Raw genomic sequence first — 23,459 nt, forward strand, 5'->3', positions numbered from 1 at the left:
GTACAAAAATAACGATTTTTTTGGATTAATCGAGATGATGATTTTCCACTTTTTCTATCTTCTCAATTTTGATTTTTTGATCAAGCAACGGAGCCGACTCTACAACAACGTTATGACTTGCAACGCCATAAGCTGTAAAGTCATTGCTCCCCAATTTTTTAACGAAATTATAAATGTTAAGAATGATTTTGTCTCGGATGGTCAACAAGAAGTCATTAATATAAACATTATCAATAATCACAAATTTCAAATCCGGCGGAATGTTATGTGCTCTCAAAGATGGGTGCGAACTTCTTGACGGGATAGTACCTTCTTCCATCATTTCGTTTAGAATCTGCTGGAAATAATCATTGATTCTTCTATCTCTCTTGAACCCAAGTAAGAAACTGATTTTATAAATTGTTCCAGGTAAAACCTCTTCCACGTGATATTTGAAACTGTAAGGATCTTCCTGATTGACAATGTTTAAAATAAAATAATGATCGGCTCTTTTAGGTTGTGCACGAATTATTGAATAAATAATTTTCGATTCCACTTCGTCGTCTCTCTTTGCACGACTGATGAAAGCAAGATTGGTCGCATACTTCGGAATCGTTTCATCCAGTTTCATATCTTTAATCGTGGAAACATATTTCTCCAGTTTTACGAATTTAATGAAAGTTGTTTTGATGATTCTACCGTTGTACCAAGCGTACATACAAACTCCGATAAAGCCGGCTAATAAAACAGACATCCAACCACCATCAAAGAATTTGATAATGTTGGCACTGAAAAACCCACCTTCTATCACGAGATAAATCAAAGCGAATAATGCAATGTAGATTTTTTTTGTTCTAGATTTTAAGAACCAGAAAATCAAAAGAATGGTTGTCATCAACATCGTAACTGTAATGGAAAGTCCATAAGCAGCTTCCATTTTGCTTGATTCTTTAAAGTAAATAACGACGATGAAACAAAGTAACAAAAGTCCCCAGTTAATTTTCGGAATGTACATTTGACCTTTGATTCCTGAAGGATATTCGATTTCTTGATTGGGCCAGAAGTTGAGCGACATTGCTTCTGAGAACATTGTGAAAGCTCCTGTGATTACAGCCTGACTTGCAATGATTGCCGCAGCGGTCGCCAAAACAACAGCAGGAATTATAAACCATTCTGGCATAATACCGAAGAATGGATTTTTTCCTTGGAAAACTTCGTGATAATTATTCAAAAGCCAAGCACCCTGACCTAAGTAATTAAGAATCAGCATTGCTTTCACGAAAATCCAGCTCACTCGGATATTCTTGATTCCACAATGTCCAAGATCAGAATACAATGCTTCCGCACCTGTTGTACAAAGGAAAACCGCACCAAGAATAATGATTGCGCTAGGCGAACTATAAATTAATTTAACTGCATAATAAGGATTGAAAGCTTTTAAAACCAAAGGATGATCTATCAAATGAACCAATCCAAATCCACCTAAAACAAGAAACCAAAGTACCATAATGGGGCCGAAAAACTTTCCGATAAAACTGGTTCCAAATTGCTGAACGACAAAAATGATAATTAGTATAATCAATGTTATAGGAACAACAGGTGGTTTATGTGTTACCAATTCTAAACCTTCAATCGCAGAAATAACGGTCATTGATGGTGTGATGATACTGTCAGCAACCAAAGTTGCAGCTCCGATTATTGCAACAATATAAAGCCATTTTTTCTTGAACCGTTTGACCAAAGAATAAAGCGACAAGATTCCACCTTCACCCTTGTTATCAGCTTTAAGAGCAATAATAACATATTTGATTGTCGTTTGTAAAGTCAATGTCCAAATAATGCAAGACAATGCACCTTCTATGTATTCCTCAGAGATGATTCCGCCTTCTTTTCCTGCATTGATGATGGCTTTCATCACATATAAAGGGGATGTTCCGATATCTCCGAAAACAATTCCCAATGAAACTAAAACGCCAACCCAGGAAAGTTTTTTGAGGTCAAAATGACCGCTGCTATCTTGCGACATAATTATGATATGTTGAAAAAATAATTCTGCAAATTTAGATTATTTTATATTCTGAGAAATTTTTTTCACGAAAATGTAATATTGGAGAAATGACCAATCCGAAAATTGAAACGTCTCAATCCTTTATGATAATGATTTTCAAAGATATTTAATGAAACTCCAGAATTTTCTTTTTTTGAGATAATTTGGGTTTTGGTCATTATCATAAGCTTCTCTTTCAAAGCTAATGTTTCGGTAAGCCAAGTGCGGATTTTTGTACTTCAAATATTTGAGATAATATTCTGACAAGTACCAAATGTAAAATGGAATAATCAATAATTCCAGCTGTTGACGGATGTGAATTTTCTCGTGATTGATGAGAATCTTATTCTGTCTGTATTCTTTTTTTCTCAGCAATATAAACGGAAATAGTGTTATCCCCGAAATTTTAGTATTTTTGAGTAATCTTTGACAGACAATAATTATCATAAATCAAAGATAAAAATTTTGGTACAGTTTTTTAACTTATGAAACTAAATGACATCAAAGAGAATGAAGACTTTTATTATAACGAGAAAGGTTATAAGGTTTTTACAGAAAAATTCCATTTGAAGCGTGGCTATTGCTGTAAAAGCGGTTGCAGACATTGCCCGTATGGCTATGATAAAAAGACGGATACTTTTATTAAAAAATCAAAAAATTGAATAAAATGAAATCGCATTGCGATTCCATAATTCTTTAAAAATATTAAAATCTACATTATGAAAAGATATTTCTTCATATTACTAGCTGCAGTTTCTTTGGGGGTGACTTCTTGTAGCCCTTTCCAAGTGAAATCTGATTATTCTGCAACAGCGAATTTTGCAAACTACAAAACGTATTTGCTAAGAACCGACGATTTGAAAATAAACGACCTTGACAAAGACAGAGTTTTGAATGAATTGTCAAAACAAGTTCAGGCAAAAGGATTGACTTCTTCTCAGAATCCTGATTTGATTATCAATGTGAAAGCATCTCACAAAAAAGTTCAGGACATTACGACTTCTTACGGAGGCGGTTTCGGCTGGGGAAGACCTTGTGGCTGGGGCTGGGGTGGAGGCTTCGGTATGGGAAATACTTGGACCAATAACTATAACAGCGGAACAATTGTGATTGACATCATCGATGCTAAAACTCAAAAATTGGTTTGGCAAGGCGCAGGAAGCGGAATTTCTGTAGATTCGCCAAAGTCAAAGCAAAAACAAATCCCACAAGTTGTAGCTGAAATAATGGCTAATTATCCACCGCAAAAAGGGAAATAGTTTTCAGACTAGAAGATGATAGACTGATAGAAAAAAGATAAAACCGTAGAATTTTCTGCGGTTTTTTTATTCTGATATTTTCGTTGTCATCAGTTCTTTTGCTTCTTTCAGAACTTCTGATTTCTTTTCTTGACTGAGTTCTAAAACATTCAACAAATTCTGATTCTGGAATAATTCTTTTACCAGAACACATTTGTTCTCCAACAATTTTTGTTTTTGTTTTCCGTCCAAAGTTGTAAGACAAGTGATTGGATAAAGTGCATTTTGGTCAACCAGATTTTTAATCGACATATTCACAGGAAAATCCCAAGACAATAATCTTAATCCATAATATTCTGAAAAAGCAACAGAATCTTTAGTAAAATAAGTATTCGTAATCAGCCAACCGTCTGTAAATTCAGTTTTAGTTCCGAAAAGATTATACTGAATATTAGAAATATCTTTGATTCTCGATAGAACATACATTGGCGTTGTGACGGAGATTTTTGTGTCTTCTGCATTTCGGAATTTGCATTCTACCCAATAAGTTTTATCATCTTTTTTAGCAATAACATCAGCTTCGTGAGTCACCGAATGTCCCTTTATCAATTGTCCAGTTTCCGTTTTATAACCAATGTTTTGAAACACTCTCGAAATCCACTGCTCAAAATAGAATCCTGCAGGTCCCAGTTCCAGCAAAGCTTTTTTCAGGCTGTATCTTGCAGCCGCAGAATTTGAGATTTTTTTCAATTCATCAAACGCCATTTTATACAACTCTCTCGTCGTGATTCCGTCAAAGCAATTGGGTAAAATATTTTGGAGTACTTTTTTGACAGAATGATTGTTCGCGCCAGAATTTCTAAGAGAACTTTCTAGTTTTCCAATTTCAAATTCTACCGTTTCGCCAGCATTATTTTTGATTTTCATATGATATGTGAAATTTTACTCTATGTCCTAATTATAGCTTAAGGGACTTAGTAAAAATAAAAAAAGTTTTATTACTAGTTAACTTATTAATAGATTCCCACCTCTTTCCAGAATCATTCTCTACATTTGTTGCATGAAAATCCTTGTTGTTGAAGACGAAAAAGAGCTTTTAAAATCGATTTGTGATTCGCTGGTTCAGGAGCAGTATCTTATTGAAACTGCCGAAGATTTTAATGCCGCAAGTGAAAAAATCGGCTTGTATAATTACGACTGTATCCTTCTCGATATCATGCTTCCCGGCGGAAACGGGCTCCAGCTTTTACAGCAGTTGAAGGACTTGGGTAAATCTGAAAACGTCATTATTATTTCCGCAAAAGATTCTCTGGATGACAAATTGAAAGGTCTTGAACTCGGAGCGGATGACTATTTAACCAAACCCTTTCACAATGCCGAACTCAACGCAAGAATAAAAGCCGTTCTGCGCAGAAAAAATCTCGACGGGAAAGATTCAATCATCATTTCCAATCTTGAAATGGATCTTACAGAACGTACATTGACGGTAAACGGAGAAAATCTCGCACTCAACAGAAAAGAGTTTGATATTCTGAATTATTTCCTGCTCAACAAAAACCGTTTGGTAACGAAAACTGCTTTGGCAGAACATGTTTGGGGCGACAATATCGATCAGGCAGATAATTTTGACTTTATTTATTATCAGATTAAAAATTTAAGAAAAAAACTTCAGCAAAGCGACGCTGAAATCGAAATCGAAGCCATCTACGGAATCGGCTACAAACTGAAAGAAAAATGAAACTCCTCAACCGATCTCTTCTCCACCTCATGTCGTGGCTATTGCTTATCGTAAGTCTTTGGTCGGTCGTGTTTTATTTTAATATGCTCGACGAAATCAAAGACAGCGTAGATGAAGAGCTCGAAAATTACAAGCGACAGATTGTTTCCAGAGCCGAAAAAGATTCCACCATTTTGCAGCAGAAAACGTTTGATGAAGGCTTTTTTTCGGTAAATCCTATCAGCAAAAAGGAAGCTCTGAATTTTAAAGACACCTACGAAGACACCGAAATTTACGCCCAGGATGCCGATGATGAAGCTCCCGAACTGGAACCTGTACGAGTTTTAACAACGGTTTTCGAACAGAATGGAAATTTTTATGAGCTGAAAATTTTCAACAATATGGTTGAAGAAGATGATCTTGTGAAAGAATTGCTTTGGGACGCCGCAGGATTGTATGTGCTTTTGATTTTCAGTATTTTGTTGATTAACAATTTAGTGCTTCAAAAATTATGGAAACCTTTCTACGACTTGCTTTATGACTTAAAAAAATACCGTCTCGGAACAGGAAAAAGTTTTCCAAAAGCAGAAACAAAAACCAAAGAATTTGCAGATTTACAGGAAGCCGTGACCACACTTTTAAATTACAGCGAAAAGACGTACGAGCAACAGAAAGAATTCATCGGAAACGCTTCCCACGAACTTCAGACTCCTTTAGCCATCGCCATCAGTAAGCTCGAACTGTTGATGGAAAGGGAAAATTTCACCGAAAATCAGGCAGAAAAAATTGCAGAAATTTTAGAAATCATTGAAAGGTTGGTTCGACTTAATAAATCACTTTTACTATTAACTAAAATTGAGAACAAACAGTTTTTTGATAACAAAGAAATTTCTGTAAACGAAATTGTAGCAAAAAACATCAGCGACCTTGAAGATATTGCTGATTTTAAAGAAGTTAAAATTTCATCTCAAGAAAATGCCCAACTTTCAGTCAATGCCGACTCAGCTTTGATGAATATTATTGTTTCCAATCTTTTGCGAAACGCCATTTTCCACAATATCAAAAACGGAAAAGTTGAAGTTGAAATTTCCGAAAATTATTTAACGGTAAAAAACACAGGAAATCTTCAATCTTTAGCACAGGAAAAAATCTTCACAAGATTCCAGAAAAATAAAGAAAATCAGTCAGGGACAGGTTTGGGGTTAGCGATTGTAAAAGCGATTGCCGAGTTGTACGGATTTTCTGTTTCGTATGAATTTAAAGGAGAAATGCACGAGTTTAATGTAAAGTTTTAGTAGTTAGACAAAATTGCTTTTTACCTTTCACTTCTCACTTTTTACTAAAATCCAAATTCCCATTTCTTTCCCGATTTCTTCCCAAAATTTTCCCGATTCGTACTGTTGATTTGCAGTATGAAAACACTGAAACATATTTTAATATTCGGAACTATTCAATTTTTGGGATGCTTTTTAGCTTTAGCACAAACTTCATCTAAACCCGTAAAAGTTTCTCATGCAGAACCAATTTTTCAGGATTTGGTGAGAGATCTCGGTGCGAGAAAAGGTGAAAAAGAATTCAACATCGGAGCCGATTTTTCAAGCACAAAAAATTACAGAGAAAACGGTTATTTAGCGGAATACGAATTTGCTCCCATCAACCGATTAGGACTTGAAGTGGAAACCGATTTTTCCTTTTTCAGTCCGAAAAACGGGACTGCAAAAGAACAAATTCCCGGAAACCGTTTGGATGGAATCAGATTTTCGGCGCAGTATTCTTTTTTTGTTTCAGAAAAGGCCAAAACTTCTTTAGCAATCGGTTATACACAGGTTTTGGAGTTTAATGATTTTAAAAATTATGGGAAAGGGAAATTTATTACGGGATTAACGTACAGTCCGTTTTTTGTTGCGGCAAAAAGATGGGGTTCTAGTATTCATACTTTGGTGTACGCATATCCAAAAATCCAACATCAATTTGGCGAAAGTAGAACTCCTGTGGATTGGGAAATCAACAGTTCTGTGATGTACACACTTCCCAATACAAGTCATTTTATTGGTGTGGAAGTAAATAAAGAAATCAGTCACGGGAAAATGGTGCTGACTTTACGACCGCAAGTTAAAATCAAGATGAATTCTCATTTTGCAGTTGGGGTAGTCATAGGAATTCCTTTGAATCATGATCAACAGAATAATTCTTCTTTCTTTAGATTGATTTATGAACCTTGATTCCCAAATGTTTCCCAAATCGTTTTAGATATTAGCAATATAAAATTTACATTATGAAAAATTTAATTTTAACAATCAGTGTTTTATGTTTAAGTTTTAATCACATTTCAGCGCAGGATATTCATCAGAATGAAGTTCCATCGGTTATTTTAAACCAGTTTCAAAAAAACTTCCCAAAAGCTTCGGATATCGATTGGGAGATCAAAGGTAACCTTTATGAAGTGGAATTTGAAACTGGATTTTTAGGCGATGATCATAAAATTCTCTATTCCAGAGATGGAAAAATGGTTAGGCATGATGAAGAAATCTCCAAAAATAAACTTCCAAAAACTGTTTTAGCAACTATTAACAAGTATTATGCGGGTTACAAAGTAGATGATGTAAAAAGAATTTTCAAAAATGGGAAAACGATTTACAAAGCCGAATTGAAAAATCATTCAATCGAATGGAAAATTGTTTTTGACAGTCAAGGAAGAATTTTACAGAAAAAAGAAGATTAAGATGAGATGTTTTTTGAGTGTTATAATTTTACTATTTTTTGACTTCAACCTTTCTGCACAGATCAGTCCGCCAGGTTTGGGACACGCCAAAACGGCGAGCTGGTTTGCTGCAGGGTTTAAACAAAAAATGAATGAAAATTGGGAGTCTATGACTTATTTCGGAATGGGAAGAACGAGTGAAAATGCTCTTGATTTTATAGGAAAACCTGCGATTTTGGTCCTCAATCAAGAATTTTATCATCAGTTGAAAAACAATTTGCAATATTCATTTGCTTTAAGTTTAAGAGATCAAAAAGTACAAAATTCTGAAAATAGAAAAACTATTGATCAGCAGGAAATAAGGTTGTACGGTAGATTGTCTTATGCTTTTAAAGGTGAGAAATTCAAAATCACACCAACTTTTAGACAAGAATTTAGAAAGTTTTTCGCCCCAAAAAGTTTGGAAGATGCAGAGTCTTTTGCATTTAGAAGTAGGTTTCGGTTGCAATTAAGTATAGATTTAAATCAAGACGCATCCAAAAAATTGATTTTGAGTTCGGAACAATTATTTTCAACAGAAAAAGGTGCAATTTCAAAAGAATGGAGTGACATGCAATACCACGAAAGTCGGTTTTTAGCCTATTATTCTGTCACTCCAAAAAATTCTTCTGTGACTTTTGATATTGGTTATATGAATAATCTTGTGGGCGGAAATCATCCATACGATGTGAGTTATCTTGCTTTGGACATAGTTTTTAATGGGAAACATAAAAATTAGTAATTCATTCCACAAACCAAATTTTAAATCGACTTCCTTGTTCCAAAGGTTTATAATTAAGATAACCTTTATGAGCTTCGATGATACTTTTGCTAAGCGTTAAACCAATTCCTGAGCCGTTACTTCTCGTCGTAAAAAATGGAAGGAAAATCTTATCCTTAATTTCCTTTTGGATTCCGATTCCGTTATTTTCTACACTCAGAATGATGCGTTTATTCTGAGTTTTAATTTCAGTTTTTGGAAATAATGAAAAATCTTTTTCTTAATCGCCAAAAGCAATTTTTCCGTTTTCTGAATGTAAGACAAGACCGAAGTCTGCGCCAAATCAAAACCAACAAAAATCAACAGTTAGGATTCGGTCTCAATATTCCGATTTTCAACAAACTGCAAGTGAAAAACAATGTTAAAATTGCCAAGCTGAATGTCATCAATTCCAATTACGATAAGGATATTGTCATCAATAATTTAACTCAAAGAATCAATTCCATCAAAGCACAATTCCTGAATGCCCAAGAAAAATATAATCTTTTGGAAGCCAATTTCGAAAATCAAAAATTATCATTCCAAAAATCCGAAGAAAAATACAAAGAAGGACTAATGGACGCTTATACATTTTTCGTCGTTATAAATACTTGGTTACAAGCGAATTATGACCTAATTAATAGTAAAAATGATGTTATCCAACAAACCGAATTACTCAAGGTTTTTGAAGCTGGATTGTAAAAAATACATTATTTTTTTCACGAATCCTTCCGAGGCTTAAAAGTCTGGAGGGATTTTTTATTAAAAAACAACTTTTCTGATTTTAAATTTTTCCGCAACTTTGCTTCCCTTTCTAAAGTGAAAAATCAATGAAACGTTTTAACGTTCCATTTGACCTTAAAGAAAATAAATATTCCAAATGAAACTTTGTATTGCCGAAAAACCAAGCGTTGCCCGTGATATAGCCAAAGTTTTGGGCGCTACAACTCCCAAAAGCGGTTATATGGAGGGAAACGGCTATTTCGTGACTTGGACTTTTGGTCATCTTTGCACTTTGAAAGAACCGCAGGATTATGCACCACATTTCAAATCGTGGGATTTAATTTTCTTACCAATTATTCCCAAAAATTTCGGAATCAAACTGATTGATAATAATGGCGTTGAGAAACAATTTAATACCATAGAAAAACTGGTTCAAGAGTGTGATGAGGTGATTAATTGTGGCGATGCTGGGCAAGAAGGAGAACTCATCCAGCGTTGGGTTTTGCAGAAAGCCAAATGTGATAAACCGATGAAACGTTTGTGGATTTCGTCCTTGACAGAAGATTCAATCAAAGAAGGTTTTGAAAATCTGAAACCTGCAGAAGATTATAAAAATCTTTATTTGGCAGGTAATGCAAGAGCAATTGGAGATTGGCTTTTGGGAATCAATGCAACGAGATTATTTACAAAGAAATTTGGTGGAAACAAAGGCGTTTTATCGATTGGGCGAGTTCAAACGCCAACTTTGGCAATGCTTGTTCAGCGTCAAAAAGAGATTGATGCGTTTTCTCAGGAAGAATATTGGGAACTGAAAACTAAATATCGGGATGTGCTTTTCAGTGCGTCGATTGATAGATTAAAAACCTTAGAAAAAGCAGAAAAAGGTTTAGAATATCTTAAACAAAATCAGTTTGAGATTGTCTCTTTTGAAATTAAAGAAGGAAAAGAAAAGAATCCGAGATTGTTCGATTTGACTGGACTTCAGGTAGAAGCCAACAAAAAATATGGCTTTTCAGCGGAACATACGCTTAATTATATTCAGAGTCTTTACGAAAAAAAACACACGACTTATCCGAGAGTTGATACGACTTATTTATCAGAAAATCTTTACCCCAAAATTGGTGGGATTTTGAGAAGTATGACAATTTATTCAGATTTGATTTCGCCATTATTGACTCAGCCGATTCCGAAAACTAAAGCGGTTTTTGATGATACAAAAGTAACGGATCACCACGCGATTATTCCCACAGAAATTCCGCCTTCATCTAATTTGACAAGAGAAGAAAAACTCATTTATGATTTGGTCGCAAGACGATTCATTGCTGTTTTTTATCCTGAATGTAAAATATCGAATACTTTGGTGGAAGGTCAAGTGGGAACAATTCCGTTCAAAGCTTCGGGAAAACAAATTCTCGAACCAGGCTGGCGAGCGGTTTACTTGAAAGATAAAAAAGAAGAAAAGGACGAAAAAGATAAAGACGAGGAACAAACCATTCCTGAGTTTGTTGCTGGCGAAAAAGGAGACCACGAACCTTTGATTCATCAAGGAAAAACTTCGCCTCCCAAACCTTACACAGAAGCGACTTTGCTGAGAGCAATGGAAACTGCAGGGAAACAGGTTGAAGATGAAGAATTACGAGAAATGTTGAAAAATAACGGAATCGGAAGACCATCAACACGAGCCAACATCATTGAGACTTTGTTCCGAAGAAAATACATCGAACGGAAAAAGAAAAATATTTTCGCTACTTCCATAGGTGTAGATTTGATTGATACAATAGAAGACGAAGTTCTCAAAAGCCCAGAACTCACAGGAGAATGGGAATCAAAACTGAGAAAAATTGAAAAAGGTGAATACGAAGCCAACCAATTCAAAGAAGAATTGATAGAAATGGTGACGGATTTGACTCAAAAAGTCATCAGTGGAAAAGGAAAAGTCATTAATTTCGAAGAAGAAAAACCTGTTCCAAAAGAAAAAAAACCGAGAGTCAAAACCGAAATTATTTGGGAAGAAACCCAATGTCCCAAATGTAAATCGAACAATTTAATGAAAGGTAAAACTGCCGTTGGATGTTCCGATTATAAAGGTTGTGGTTTCAAAGTTCCATTCGAGATATTCGGAAAAAAATTATCAGAGAAACAACTTCAGGATTTGATTCTGAAAAGTAAAACTTCCAAACTGAAAGGTTTTACTGGAAATCAGGAAGAAGGTTTTTTGATTATGAATGAAGATTTTTCAATTAGCATAAAATAACTACTAAAATAAAACCCTTCCAGAGTTTCAAACTCTGAAAGGGTTGAATCGTTTTACTCTCGCAGAATTTACAGATTAGGCTGATGAATCTGCAAAATCCGCTAAATCAGCGAGAAATAATCTACTTCACAACAATCGCTTTTTTCAGATTGCTGTCAATTTTATAATCTGTAGATTGATTGATTTTCACATTTTCAAAAACGATATTCTGTGCGTTCTTGCCAACAATTCCTTTTTTACTGGTGATATTCACGTTTTTAAAGAAAAGATTTTCAATCAGTTTTTCAGGAAGTCCACTGAAACTGAAAGCCGTTTCAGACGAAGAACAATTCACATTATTCACATAAAAATCGTGAAAATATGGCACTTTTTCACCTGTATGTTGCGCTGCTTCACTTTCTTTTGTGCTGCCAACTGGCGCATCAGCATAGAACGTATCAAATAAAACGGCCTCTTTGATAATGTTTTTCATTTCAATATTATCAATGAAAATTTGACTCACATCGCCACCTCTTCCCGAGTTGCTTTTCACACGGATTCCAATGTCTGTTCCGTCAAAAGTACAGTTGGTAACGTAGATATTTTTCATTCCGCCGTCTGTATTACTACCGATTACGAAACCGCCGTGACCTTCATTCACAGTACATTCTGCGATGATGACGTTTTGTAAATTAGCTTCGCCATTTTTCGGAGTTCCGCTGGATTTCATACAGATTCCGTCGTCGCCTGCGTTTACTTTGGTGTTGTAAATAATTACGTTTTTAGACGCACTAATGTCAATTCCGTCTCCGTTTTGAGCCCATTTTGGATTGTAAACCGTTGTATTTCTGATGACAAGATTGGTGATTTGTTTTGGATTGATGACAAATTTTGGAGAGTTTCTGAACGTTGGTCCATCAATCAAAAGATTCGTCACTTTTGATAAAGTGAACATCATTGGCCTTAAGAAATGATGAATTTGCTCATACATATCTATTGTTGCGCCTGGTGTTTTCGTAATCACTTTTGCTAATTCTTCGCCATTTTTTGCAGCTGCACTTGGCCACCAGATTTTCCCATCATCACTTAGGACGCTGCCTTGTTTTGCAAGTAATTCCTTCCATTGTGCAACCGTTGTTTTGAATTTCTTCACAGGTCTCCAAGCTTCGCCTGCGCCGTCAAAAATTCCTTTTCCTGTAAAAGAAACATCTTTCAAATTATTTCCCCAGATTGGCGCTGTCACTTCAAATTTTCCGGAAGAAGTTTCTCTCAAAGGAAATTGTTTAATATCTGAACTGAATTGCACAATCGCACCTTCCTCAACGTGAAAATCGATTTTACTTTTCAATTCAATTGGACCAGTCAAATAAGTTCCGGCTGGAACAATCAGTCTTCCGCCACCGTTTTGAGCAATCGTGGAAATCGCTTTTTCAAATGCTTTTGTATTCAAGGTTTTTCCGTCTCCCACACCTCCGAAATCCTTGAAGTTATAATCCTTTAGAGGGATTGTTGGCAAAACCATTTCTCCAAATTTGAAGGGTGCTTTCTGGATGTAGTAATTAATGTCATTTTTCTGAGCAGAAACTATTGCTGTCAAAGAAAATGCGATACCTATTAAAAGTTTTTTCATTGTTATTGATATGAGTTCTTTTGATTGATTTTAAATCTATTGGTTAAATTAAACTGTTGCTTAATAAAAAAAATCAGAATTTTACAGAAATACATTGTAGAAACATACTTTATTACAATTCCGAATGCAGGTAAAATTAAACAAAATAACGAAGTGCGCAATCGATTGCGCAAAATAAAAATAACTACTCTCGGAAAGTATTATTAATCCTAAGAAAACTAAAAATCAGAATACGCTTTTTTACAGATAATTCTTAATATTTGATTCAAATTTCTTTAATTTGCAATGCTAAAAATAATTTCAACAATGATTATTCAACCTAGAACAAGAGGATTTATTTGTTTGACAGCTCATCCGGACGGAGCGCTTCAGGCAGTTAAAAATCAGATAGAATATGTTAAGTCGAAAGGCGAAATCAAAAACGGACCTAAAAAAGTATTAGTAATAGGTGCTTCTACAGGTTTTGGTTTGTCTTCCAGAATTACTGCCGCTTTTGGTTCAGACGCCGCAACAATCGGAGTTTTCTTCGAAAAACCAGCTTCTGAAGGAAAAATGGGAACTGCAGGCTGGTATAATTCTGCAGCTTTTGAAAAAGAAGCGCACGAAGCAGGACTTTATGCAAAAAGTATCAATGGCGATGCATTTTCTGACGAAGTTAAAAAAGAAACAATCGAGTTGATTAAGAAAGACCTTGGTCAAGTTGATTTGGTGGTTTATAGTTTGGCTTCTCCTAGAAGAACACATCCAAAAACGGGTGTAGCGCATGCATCTGTTTTAAAACCAATTGGACAGCCTTATACCAACAAAACTGTAGATTTTCATACAGGTGTAGTTTCCGATGTAACTATTGCTCCGGTTGAAAACGACGTGGATATTCCTAACACTATTGCTGTAATGGGTGGTGAAGACTGGAAATTCTGGATAGAAGAATTGAAAGCAGCCGGCGTTTTGGCAGAAGGTGTTAAGACTGTGGCTTATTCTTACATCGGCCCAGAATTGACTTTCCCAATCTACAGAAACGGAACAATCGGACAGGCGAAAAATGACCTTGAAGCAACTGTTACCGTTTTGAATGACTTATTGAAAGACCTTAATGGCGTTTCTTATGTTTCTGTGAACAAAGCTTTGGTAACACAGTCTAGTTCTGCAATTCCTGTTGTTCCATTATATATTTCTCTACTTTATAAAGTGATGAAAGCGAAAGGAACTCACGAAGGAACTATCGAGCAAATGCAGAGACTTTTCGCAGACAGATTGTACACTGAAAATGGAGAAGTTGCTTTGGACGAAGCTGGCAGAATCCGTGTGGATGACTGGGAAATGGCTGATGATGTTCAGGCAGAAGTGGCAAAGTTATGGAACCAGATTACTACTGAAAATCTTTCTGAAATCAGTGATATCGAAGGTTACAGAAAAGAGTTCTTCAACTTATTTGGATTCGAAATCGACGGAATCGATTATGAAAAAGATGCTAATGAGAACGTACAAGTTCCAAGTATCGAAGCTTAGATTTTAGACTAAGAGATAATAGACTGAAAGATGATAGATTTTTCAGTCATTAATAATAACAAAAACGGCTACTTTTTCAGTAGCTGTTTTTTATTGTTGTTGAGATTGAGATTTTATCTCTTTCTGTTTTACATCATATTCGTGGAGAAGATTGTGCTCTGGAGTTTGTCCAATGGCGTGCATTATTTTGTCCAGAATCTCGTTTGCGGATTCGTTATCATAATCGATATCCAAAGCGGGTTGAAACTCCATTGTTGGTTTTACACCGGTTACTTTTATTTTTAATCCTTTTTTATCAAACGCTCTACGGAATCCATTGATTTTAATCGGAATCACAACTGGTCTTTGGTTCTTAATCAATTTCGCAGTTCCTTTTCTACCTTGTGCAAAAGCCGAGGTTGTTCCTTGAGGAAATGTAATGACCCAACCATTATCCAAAGCTGTCATAATATTTTCGATTTCACTCATATCAACCATTCGGTTAACATTTTTACCTTCTGCTCTCCAAGTTCTTTTTACGGTAACTGCTCCAGCAATTTTAAAAATTCTCGCCAAAATCCCTTTATTCATAGTTTCTTCCGCAGCTACGTAATAGAAATCTACTTTTGGATTCAGAAGATAAACAGGATTTTTAATCGTGTTGTGATAGCCGTTATTAACAGCACAAAAAGCGTGATACATTGCAGCAACATCGGCAAAATAAGTCTGATGATTGGATACAAAAAGCACATTGCTGTCTGGCAAATCGGTGAGATTTTCTGTTCCGGTAATTTTCAATTTATTAAAACCATTGAATCTTCTGTAAGAAACAACTCCCAGAATGAAAATAATAATCCTTTTCAGAATATAGATATTTCCAAAGGAATCTGTGAAAATGTTTTTTTTCGGCATTGATTGTTAATTATAATTTCTGTGGCTAGAAACTATTGCAAAATTAAACATTTTTTAACAAGTTACTAAATTCGCTCAAAATCATCGATGTAGCACCCCAAATGATATAACCATTGAAATCAATCACGGGAACCTCAGCACCATTAGTTGATGGTAAAACCATATTTTTTGGTCGGTTTGGAAGACTTAGTAAAGATGAAATAGGAAATTCTATCAATTCCACCGCCTCACTTTCTTGTAAAAAGAATTCCGGATTCTTTTTGGTGTAAGAAACAAAAGAATGGACGTAGAAATTACTCGGCGGAATATAAATTGGCGACATCTCGCGAATGATTCTCACATAATGCTCATCAATTCCTAATTCTTCAGAAGTTTCTCGTTTGGCTGTGTAAGAAAAATCTAGGTCTTCTTTTTCTCTTTTTCCGCCGGGTAAAGAGATTTGTCCACTGTGTCTGTCATTTTCGTTGATGCTTCTTACAATCAATGGAAAATGCCATTCATTATTTTTAAGATAGAGTAGAATGTTAACCGCTGCAAACTTCGGATTCTTGGTTAGAATATCTTCATAACTGAAGACAGGACGATAAGGCGGAGAATAAATTTTGTGTGCATTCTCTCCCAACAATTCGGCTTCTTTGATATCTCTGAGTAAATCTTTTCCAAAAATCTGCATATCTCAAAGATACGGAATTTTGTAAGATTTATTGTTGGAATTTAGGAAAACAATAAAGGGTAATTAATCTTTTATGATTGATTTAATTGTATTGGAAATTTCAAATAATTTTCCTTGGTAATTATTTCCGAGCAGGATAATTGTGAATTTTTTGTCGATATCAGAAACTACTAGTGCTTCATAATTTCCGGCTCTTCCGTCGTGTGAATGCTCAATAAGTTCTTTATTATTGAATTTTGCTTCACCCAAAGCAGATTGTGTGTCCTCAGATTTAAATTGTTGTCCAAGTTCGAAAAGAGAATTTTTACTAATGATTTTATTAGAATGAAGACTATTTATAAATTTTAATAAATCCATTGTTGTGATGAAAGTTCCACCGACCAAAAAATCAGGTTTGTCTTCCACTAATTTATTGTTAAATCCTTTCGTAATATTTTTATTATTCCGGATTGGGGTAATCTCAGCCGAATTCAGTTTCAAAGGGTTGAAAATGTTTTTTTGAACATAATCTTTGTAACTCATTCCCGTGATTTTTTCAATAATAAACTGCCTCATAAAGACATTGTTCATATTATAATCGTATTGAGATCCTGAAGCAAAATCTAGTTTTTCTACTAATTTTAAATCATCAAAAATATCTTTTTGACTTTTAATTTTTTTCCAATTTACATTAGGAATTCCACTTGTATATTGTAACAAATCTTTAATTGAAACTTCAGTTGCCCATTTTGGGAATTCAGGAAAAAAATTGGAAACTCTATCATCTAATTTGAGTTTACCTTTTTCGTGTAATTGCAATAAGGCTATTGCGCTAAACTCTTTTGTGATTGAACCAATGTTGAAACGGTACTCAGTAGTTAATTTATCCTTTTTTGTAGCATCAGTAAAACCAAATGCTGCGTTATAAATTATTTTATTGTTTTTTGAAACCAGTACATTGCCGTTGAAAAATCCAGCATCATTGTAATGTTTCATTAATGAATCTATCTGATTTGCTTTTTTATCTTGTGCAATTAAACTATTAGTCAGAATTAAAAAAATAGTAATTATGGAGAATAGTTTTTTTTGATATTGCATTTTTATAATGATAGATGATTTGTAATGATTTAATTTTTGGACAAAAAAGATTTACAATTTTAAAGTGCAATTCCACGTCCAGCATAGAAATCCAAAACTTTTATGCTAAACAGGTAATTATATTTTGCTTGAGCTACAGAACCTTGCGCATTCACATAATTGTTTCTGGCAATCGTTACGTCATAGATTGTAGAACGTCCAGCTGCGAAACTTTTCTCGGCAAAATCCAAAGCTAATCTCGTACTTTTTTCAGCTTCGATGGCAGAAATATAAATCTCATAATTAGAATCTGCATTGAACTGCGCCTGCTGAATATCTTGCTTCAATTGAAACTTCTGTTGATCGAGATTATTCTTAGCAATAACTTCATTGATTTTGGTCTGTTCAACTTGCAATTTTGTAATCCCTTTATTGAAAATCGGAATGTTTGCAGACAAACTCAATTGCTGACCAAAATTGTCGCTGTATTGCTGTGTGAAATTTCGTTCAGTGACTGCAACAGGATTACCAGCTGCATCTACTGTATAACCAATTGTATTTTTATTCAAAAGATTATTGTAAAAACTTCCGATTCCAGCAGTTGCAGAAATGGTTGGATAAAAATTAGTTTTAACCACTTCTGTCTGTGCCTCGGCAGCTTTTATTCTAGTTTCGGCAGCTTTAACAATGGGTTGATTTTCATAAGCAATATTGATTACCTCTTCTACAGTCTCGGTTTGAGGAGCTAATTCCTCCGGAACAGGAATGTCAACAACATCAAAGTCTTTATAATTTGGAAGTTGGAGAAGCTGAGCCATTGCAAACAAAGCTTTGTCAACATTGATTTGAGCTGTTTTTACATTTTGTTTTTCTCTTGCTAATGAAGCAGTTGCTTCCGCTAAAACTGTTTGAGCAGTAGTTCCTACTTCAGTCGTGATTTTTGCACGGTCGTATAATTTTTGAGCATTATCCATCGCACTTTCAGAGATTTTTTTGATTTCTCTGTTCAGTATTACGTTGAGATATTGCTGAGCGATTTGAAGCGAAATATTATTTTTAATGGTCTCGATATCCTGTAAGCTAGCTTCTACATCAAAACCTGTTTTTCGGATGGTTTTTTCGAGTCTTCCGTTATTGTAAACTAAAACACTCGCGCCAACATTAGCTCCGTTGTAATAGCTGTCATTTCTTATACTGCTTGTTCCAACCAAGGTTTGACCAAAGTTGGCGTTATTAGAAATTGTTCCAGAAACCGAAGGCAGATATTCTCTTTTTGCCATTTCCAGATTTTTTGTCTGTACATCTTTGTTGTAAGCTTGTGCTTGGATTTGCAAATTGTTTTTAATTGCATAATCCACACATTCCTGAATTGTCCATTTCTTCTGAGAAAATCCCAAAACTCCAATAGACAAAAGCGAAATACAAAAAACTTTTTTAAGCATAAAAGAAAAATTATATACAATAAGACTTCGGAATTGTAAAAATGTTACGCCAGCAATTAAATTTTTTTCAAATTTAATTAATGAAAAAAAATCATAAAATATTTTTAATGTGGATGTAACAATTCGATATTCGGATTTACTTATCATGTAAAATCCAGACAATGTCTCATCCGATTCTGAAAATAGAAGATGTCAACAAATCTTACGATACAGGTAAGAGCAAACTCCATGTGCTGAAAGGTATTAATCTTAATATTAATCAAGGTGAGTTTGTTTCTATTATGGGAAGTTCCGGTTCCGGAAAATCGACTTTGCTTAATATCATCGGAATCTTGGACGAAGCTGATAACGGGATTTATGAATTGGACGGATTTCCAATCAAACATCTTACGGAAGTAAAAGCGGCAGAATATAGAAGTCGTTTCATCGGATTTATTTTTCAGTCGTTTAATTTGATTAATTATAAAACGGCGTTGGAAAATGTGGCGCTTCCACTTTATTATCAAAATGTTTCCAGAAAAGAAAGAACGAAAAAAGCTTTGGAATATCTGGAAAAAGTTGGACTGAAGGAATGGGCAGAACATCTTCCTAGTGAACTTTCCGGAGGACAAAAACAAAGAGTTGCCATTGCAAGAGCTTTAATCTCTGAACCAAAATTAATCCTTGCCGATGAACCGACCGGAGCTTTGGATTCCAAAACAACTCACGATATTATGAAGCTGCTTCAGGAAATCAATAATGAGGGAAAAACAATTGTTGTCGTAACTCACGAAAATGATGTTGCAGCACAAACCAAAAGAAATGTTGTCCTGAAAGATGGCAGAATAGAAAGTGATGAATTCATCAATCAAATCGTATTATAATAAAGGCTTCGAGAGCCTCAGGCTGACAAAAAATAACCATTAACAATTCATCATTAATAATTAAAGAAAATGTTTGATTTAGACCGCTGGCAAGAGATATTTAGTTCTATTCGTAGTAATGTATTGCGAACGGTACTTTCTGGTTTTACGGTTGCGTTGGGTCTTTTCATTTTCATTGTTTTATTTGGAATTGGAAATGGACTTAATAATAGTTTTGCGAAAGCTTTTACAAGAGATGCCACTAATCTGATAATGATTTGGGGCGGAAAAACCACGATTCCTTACGCGGGTTTGCAGTCTGATAGAACCATCACTTTTAATAATGATGATTTTGATGCTATTGTAAAAGAAAGCGATGGTAAACTAGAATATGCTTCGCCAAGATATACAACCAGTCTTACGGTTAAATATGGTAAGGAAAGTGGCAGTTATCAAATCAATGGCGTTCTAGGAGACGAAAAATTTCTAGAAAACAGAACAATGATTGACGGACGTTATATCAACGAACGAGACAACGAGATGAAACAAAATGTAGCTTCCATTGGAAGAATGGTTTGGCGAGATCTAATCCGTGATGGAAATCCGATTGGAAAAGATTTAGAAATCAATGGAACGATGTTCAAAGTTGTTGGCGTTTTCTCTGATCCAGGAGGTGATTGGGACGAACGACATATTTCTATTCCACTCCATACATTGCAACAAATGAAGAAAAGTTCTGATACTATCAGCACGGTAATGCTTTCTTATAATCCAGCTATGACGCCGGACGAAGGTGTAAAATATGGAGACCAATTAGAGAAAAATATCAGAGCTAGACATAGTATTTCTCCTGATGACCAACAAGGAATAAGAGTGAGTAACAATGCGAAAAACACGCAAGATTCTTTCGCCTTCTTGTTTGTAATTACTGCTGTTGTTGGGTTTATTGGGCTTGGAACTTTGTTGGCGGGAATCATTGGAATCAGTAATATAATGGTTTACATCATCAAAGAAAGAACTAAGGAAATTGGTGTAAGAAAAGCAATTGGTGCAAAACCAGCAGGAATTGTGGCTTTGATTTTACAAGAAAGTATTGTGATTACTGTGATTTCTGGATTCGTTGGAGTAGGATTAGGTGTTTTGGCTTTGAAATTAATTGGAAATAACCTAGAAGATTTCTTCATCACAGAGCCATCAGTAGGCTGGGGATTAATTGCTGCTGCATTCTTCTGTTTGGTGCTTTCCGGTGCTATCGCAGGATTTGTTCCGGCTTACAAAGCTTCTAAGATAAAACCAATTGAAGCACTTAGAACAGATTAAAAGAACCAAGAATAAAGAACCAAGATAAAAGAATCCTAAACTATCAACTAAAAACCATCAACTATCAACTAAAATGAATATACTTTTCAAAAGAGATACTTGGCAGGAAATTTATTACTCCCTTCGGAATAATAAGCTCCGAACGTTTCTTACAATGATAGGCGTAGGTTGGGGAATGTTTTTGTATGTGAGTTTATTAGGTGCGGCAAAAGGTATGGAGAATGGTTTTAATAAGTTATTTTCAGGCTTTGCAACCAACTCAATATTTCTTTGGCCACAAAGTACCAATATCCCTTACGAGGGCTTTGCAAAAGGTAGAAAAATGGATCTCCATCTGAAAGATATAGATTACATTACGAAGAAGATTCCGGAAGTAGATTATATCTCTCCTCAGAGTGTGAGAGGTAATTTTGGAACAGCAGGGGAGCAGATCTCCAGAAACGGAAAGAAAAATACGTATATGATTACCGGAGATTTTCCTGTAGGTAATCAGATTTCTAAGAAGAAATTATTGTTCGGAAGATTTATCAATGATGCGGATATCCAAGGGAAAAAGAAAGTAATTGTAATAGGAGAGGAGATTTATAAAAATCTATTTGATGCCAAAAAAAATGAAAATCCGATTGGTAAATTAGTCAATCTGAAAGGTATATTTTTCAACGTTATAGGTGTTTTCCGAGTTCCAAGAGGTGGAGGAATGGAAAGTGATAATGGTGCGTATATTCCGTTTTCTACTTATTCTGGGATGTACAATGAAGGGGATAAAATTGGCTTTATGGCTATCGTTGGTAAACCCAATGCAGAAGCTGCAATAGTTGAAACAAAAGTGAAAGACGAATTGAAAAAAATCAATCACGTTTCGCCAGAAGATACTAATGCTTTTGGGACTTTCAACCTCGCTAAAGAATTCAAAAAAGTAATAGGGTTTCTTACAGGAATGCAGTTACTGACAATAGTTGTAGGAACATTGACAATCCTAGCAGGTGTTATCGCTATTTCTAATATTTTATTAATTACAGTAAAAGAAAGAACCAAGGAAATAGGAATCAGAAGAGCTTTGGGTGCAAAACCGGCAGAAGTTCGAAATCAGATTTTGTTGGAAAGTGTGGTGATTACTTTGTCATCAGGTTTGTTGGGATTTTTATCGGGAATTTTCCTTCTAATAATCTTAAATATTGCAACAATGAACAATGATGCTTTCCCTTTCAGTAATCCAACTGTAGATTACGGGAATGTCTTTTCAGCAATGGGAATAATGATTTTTCTAGGATTGGTAATCGGATTGATTCCGGCACAACGAGCGGTAAAAATCAAACCCATCGAAGCATTAAGAACTGAATAAAAATTAATAATAAACAAACTATATTTCTATATAATGGAAAAAGAAAAAAAGAAATTTACATTCAAAAAATTGATGACCATCGTTTTGGGAATTATTTTTGTGCTGGCTTTTGTTGGCGGAATCGGTTATCTTATCAAGTCCAATTCAGCTGAGAACGAAGTCTTCCTGACTAGAAAACCAAGCATCAAAAACTTGGATGACAAAGTAATGGCGACAGGGAAAATAGAACCTCGTGAAGAAATCGAAATCAAACCAAACATTGCCGGAATTATCCAAAGCATCAATGTAGATGAAGGAGATAAAGTGGAAGCTGGACAATTGTTGGCAACGATCAGAATTGTGCCTAATATTACGGAAGTGAACAACGCAACAATGCAGGTTAATAATACTCAGATTCAGTTAGCCAATGCAAAAGTAAACGTTGATAATCAGCAGAAACAATACGAGATGCAAGCGAAGTTGTACAAGCAAGGTGTGATTTCTAAACAAGAATATATCACAGCTGAGCAACAATTGCAAACTACAATCCAACAACAAAAGCTAGCTGTTCAACAACTGAATGCCGCTCAGAAACAATTACAAATCGTAAGAACAGGAGCAACTCCGGAATTACAAAGTATGGCAACGACTCAGATTCGTGCGAAAGCGGCTGGAACTGTTTTGGAAATTCCTGTGAAAGTGGGTAGTCAGGTAATCGAGGCTAACTCTTTCAATGCGGGAACTACGATTTGTTCTATCGCAGACCTTAATTCATTGATTTTTAAAGGTGATATTGATGAAGCTCAAGCTGGAAAATTGAAGCAAGGGATGGATATGAGTGTCGTAATCGGTGCTCTTCAAAATAAATCTTTCCCAGGAAAATTAACCTTGATTGCGCCAAAAGGAACTGAGGAAAGCGGAACGATAAAATTCGCGGTAGAAGGCGATGTTTTCAACAAAACCGGAGAATACATCAGAGCAGGATTCAGTGCAAATGGAGAAATATTATTGAGTTCTCAGAAAAATGCATTACTTTTGGATGAGTCTCTTATTCAATATGAAAAGGGAAATAACAAAGCTTTTGTAGAAGTAAAACAACCGAATGGCGGTTTCAAAAAAGTATATGTTAAGCTAGGTTCAAGTGATGGAATCAATGTTCAAATCCTTTCTGGAATTGATAAAAATGCTGAGGTTAAAGTTTGGAACCCTTCTGACAAAGACAAAGAAGAGTTGAAAGAACAAAAGAAATAGACCTTTAAAATTATAATTGTTAAAAAAGTCCGTTTCGTTTTTATAGCGAGACGGATTTTTTTATAGAATAACAGTGTTGATCACAAT

Annotated in this window: 23 protein-coding genes; 14 read left to right on the forward strand and 9 right to left on the reverse strand. The window is 35.1% G+C overall.

Features of this window, described 5'->3' with window-relative positions; all coding sequences use genetic code 11:
- Nucleotides 1–25: 25 nt before the first annotated feature.
- Entirely contained in the window at nt 26–2,005 is a 1,980-nt protein-coding gene (locus tag RTY06_RS06900; RefSeq protein WP_312823796.1) for a KUP/HAK/KT family potassium transporter, read from the reverse strand.
- A gap of 138 nt (nt 2,006–2,143) precedes the next feature.
- On the reverse strand, nt 2,144–2,470 hold the full coding sequence (locus RTY06_RS06905; protein ID WP_312823924.1) for a hypothetical protein: 327 nt from the start codon (nt 2,468–2,470) through the stop codon (nt 2,144–2,146).
- Nucleotides 2,471–2,511: 41 nt separating this feature from the next.
- On the opposite strand from RTY06_RS06905, the gene RTY06_RS06910 reads away from it, so the two are divergent.
- On the forward strand, nt 2,512–2,688 hold the full coding sequence (locus tag RTY06_RS06910; protein WP_312823797.1) for a DUF5522 domain-containing protein: 177 nt from the start codon (nt 2,512–2,514) through the stop codon (nt 2,686–2,688).
- 57 nt (nt 2,689–2,745) lie between these two features.
- Nucleotides 2,746–3,285 (forward strand): DUF4136 domain-containing protein, encoded by a 540-nt coding sequence (locus tag RTY06_RS06915; RefSeq protein ID WP_312823798.1) that lies wholly within the window; start codon nt 2,746–2,748, stop codon nt 3,283–3,285.
- A gap of 66 nt (nt 3,286–3,351) precedes the next feature.
- Here RTY06_RS06915 and RTY06_RS06920 read toward each other — a convergent pair whose 3' ends face one another.
- Nucleotides 3,352–4,191 (reverse strand): restriction endonuclease, encoded by an 840-nt coding sequence (locus RTY06_RS06920; RefSeq protein WP_312823799.1) that lies wholly within the window; start codon nt 4,189–4,191, stop codon nt 3,352–3,354.
- A gap of 133 nt (nt 4,192–4,324) precedes the next feature.
- Here RTY06_RS06920 and RTY06_RS06925 point away from each other — a divergent pair, with 133 nt between their 5' ends.
- The 5 genes from RTY06_RS06925 to RTY06_RS06945 all read left to right on the forward strand — a co-directional run bounded on the left by RTY06_RS06925 (nt 4,325) and on the right by RTY06_RS06945 (nt 8,460).
- Nucleotides 4,325–5,002, forward strand: a complete 678-nt coding sequence (locus tag RTY06_RS06925; protein ID WP_312823800.1) for a response regulator transcription factor — start codon at nt 4,325–4,327, stop codon at nt 5,000–5,002.
- Entirely contained in the window at nt 4,999–6,276 is a 1,278-nt protein-coding gene (locus RTY06_RS06930) for a HAMP domain-containing sensor histidine kinase (protein ID WP_312823801.1), read from the forward strand. Before RTY06_RS06925 ends, RTY06_RS06930 begins: the two co-directional genes overlap by 4 nt.
- A 117-nt stretch (nt 6,277–6,393) precedes the next feature.
- On the forward strand, nt 6,394–7,203 hold the full coding sequence (locus tag RTY06_RS06935) for an HAEPLYID family protein (protein WP_312823802.1): 810 nt from the start codon (nt 6,394–6,396) through the stop codon (nt 7,201–7,203).
- Nucleotides 7,204–7,256: 53 nt separating this feature from the next.
- Nucleotides 7,257–7,703, forward strand: a complete 447-nt coding sequence (locus RTY06_RS06940) for a PepSY-like domain-containing protein (RefSeq protein WP_312823804.1) — start codon at nt 7,257–7,259, stop codon at nt 7,701–7,703.
- A 13-nt stretch (nt 7,704–7,716) separates the two neighbouring features.
- Nucleotides 7,717–8,460: a DUF2490 domain-containing protein gene (locus tag RTY06_RS06945; protein WP_312823805.1), complete on the forward strand. Its 744-nt coding sequence runs from the start codon at nt 7,717–7,719 to the stop codon at nt 8,458–8,460.
- A 4-nt stretch (nt 8,461–8,464) separates the two neighbouring features.
- On the opposite strand, the gene RTY06_RS06950 is transcribed toward RTY06_RS06945, so the two are convergent.
- Entirely contained in the window at nt 8,465–8,689 is a 225-nt protein-coding gene (locus tag RTY06_RS06950) for a HAMP domain-containing sensor histidine kinase (RefSeq protein WP_312823925.1), read from the reverse strand.
- 17 nt (nt 8,690–8,706) lie between these two features.
- Here RTY06_RS06950 and RTY06_RS06955 point away from each other — a divergent pair, with 17 nt between their 5' ends.
- Together RTY06_RS06955 and RTY06_RS06960 are read left to right on the forward strand one after the other, a co-directional pair.
- Nucleotides 8,707–9,183 (forward strand): TolC family protein, encoded by a 477-nt coding sequence (locus tag RTY06_RS06955; RefSeq protein ID WP_312823807.1) that lies wholly within the window; start codon nt 8,707–8,709, stop codon nt 9,181–9,183.
- A gap of 178 nt (nt 9,184–9,361) precedes the next feature.
- Nucleotides 9,362–11,458 carry a DNA topoisomerase 3 gene (locus RTY06_RS06960; protein ID WP_312823808.1) on the forward strand — a complete coding sequence of 699 codons (2,097 nt, stop codon included), beginning with the start codon at nt 9,362–9,364 and terminating at the stop codon, nt 11,456–11,458.
- 121 nt (nt 11,459–11,579) lie between these two features.
- On the opposite strand, the gene RTY06_RS06965 is transcribed toward RTY06_RS06960, so the two are convergent.
- Nucleotides 11,580–13,067, reverse strand: a complete 1,488-nt coding sequence (locus RTY06_RS06965; protein WP_312823809.1) for a glycoside hydrolase family 28 protein — start codon at nt 13,065–13,067, stop codon at nt 11,580–11,582.
- A 306-nt stretch (nt 13,068–13,373) separates the two neighbouring features.
- Here RTY06_RS06965 and fabV point away from each other — a divergent pair, with 306 nt between their 5' ends.
- Complete coding sequence (gene fabV, locus RTY06_RS06970) at nt 13,374–14,576, forward strand: enoyl-ACP reductase FabV (protein WP_312823810.1); 1,203 nt, start codon at nt 13,374–13,376, stop codon at nt 14,574–14,576.
- Between the two features lie 90 nt (nt 14,577–14,666).
- Here fabV and RTY06_RS06975 read toward each other — a convergent pair whose 3' ends face one another.
- The 4 genes from RTY06_RS06975 to RTY06_RS06990 all read right to left on the reverse strand — a co-directional run bounded on the left by RTY06_RS06975 (nt 14,667) and on the right by RTY06_RS06990 (nt 18,638).
- Nucleotides 14,667–15,467 (reverse strand): 1-acyl-sn-glycerol-3-phosphate acyltransferase, encoded by an 801-nt coding sequence (locus tag RTY06_RS06975; protein ID WP_116031899.1) that lies wholly within the window; start codon nt 15,465–15,467, stop codon nt 14,667–14,669.
- 43 nt (nt 15,468–15,510) lie between these two features.
- On the reverse strand, nt 15,511–16,140 hold the full coding sequence (locus RTY06_RS06980; RefSeq protein WP_312823811.1) for a CoA pyrophosphatase: 630 nt from the start codon (nt 16,138–16,140) through the stop codon (nt 15,511–15,513).
- Nucleotides 16,141–16,203: 63 nt separating this feature from the next.
- The gene (locus RTY06_RS06985) at nt 16,204–17,115 is read right to left on the reverse strand and encodes a serine hydrolase domain-containing protein (RefSeq protein WP_312823812.1); all 912 of its coding nucleotides are present in this window, start codon (nt 17,113–17,115) and stop codon (nt 16,204–16,206) included.
- Nucleotides 17,116–17,276: 161 nt separating this feature from the next.
- Nucleotides 17,277–18,638 (reverse strand): TolC family protein, encoded by a 1,362-nt coding sequence (locus tag RTY06_RS06990; RefSeq protein WP_312823813.1) that lies wholly within the window; start codon nt 18,636–18,638, stop codon nt 17,277–17,279.
- A gap of 173 nt (nt 18,639–18,811) precedes the next feature.
- On the opposite strand from RTY06_RS06990, the gene RTY06_RS06995 reads away from it, so the two are divergent.
- The 4 genes from RTY06_RS06995 to RTY06_RS07010 all read left to right on the forward strand — a co-directional run bounded on the left by RTY06_RS06995 (nt 18,812) and on the right by RTY06_RS07010 (nt 23,372).
- Entirely contained in the window at nt 18,812–19,501 is a 690-nt protein-coding gene (locus RTY06_RS06995; protein WP_312823926.1) for an ABC transporter ATP-binding protein, read from the forward strand.
- A 69-nt stretch (nt 19,502–19,570) separates the two neighbouring features.
- Nucleotides 19,571–20,800, forward strand: coding sequence for an ABC transporter permease (locus RTY06_RS07000; RefSeq protein WP_312823814.1), 1,230 nt, complete (start codon nt 19,571–19,573; stop codon nt 20,798–20,800).
- Between the two features lie 73 nt (nt 20,801–20,873).
- Nucleotides 20,874–22,142, forward strand: coding sequence for an ABC transporter permease (locus tag RTY06_RS07005; RefSeq protein WP_312823815.1), 1,269 nt, complete (start codon nt 20,874–20,876; stop codon nt 22,140–22,142).
- A 33-nt stretch (nt 22,143–22,175) separates the two neighbouring features.
- Nucleotides 22,176–23,372 carry an efflux RND transporter periplasmic adaptor subunit gene (locus RTY06_RS07010; protein WP_312823816.1) on the forward strand — a complete coding sequence of 399 codons (1,197 nt, stop codon included), beginning with the start codon at nt 22,176–22,178 and terminating at the stop codon, nt 23,370–23,372.
- Nucleotides 23,373–23,459: the final 87 nt, after the last annotated feature.

It is taken from the genome of Epilithonimonas sp. (genome assembly GCF_032055105.1).
Lineage (GTDB): Bacteria > Bacteroidota > Bacteroidia > Flavobacteriales > Weeksellaceae > Epilithonimonas.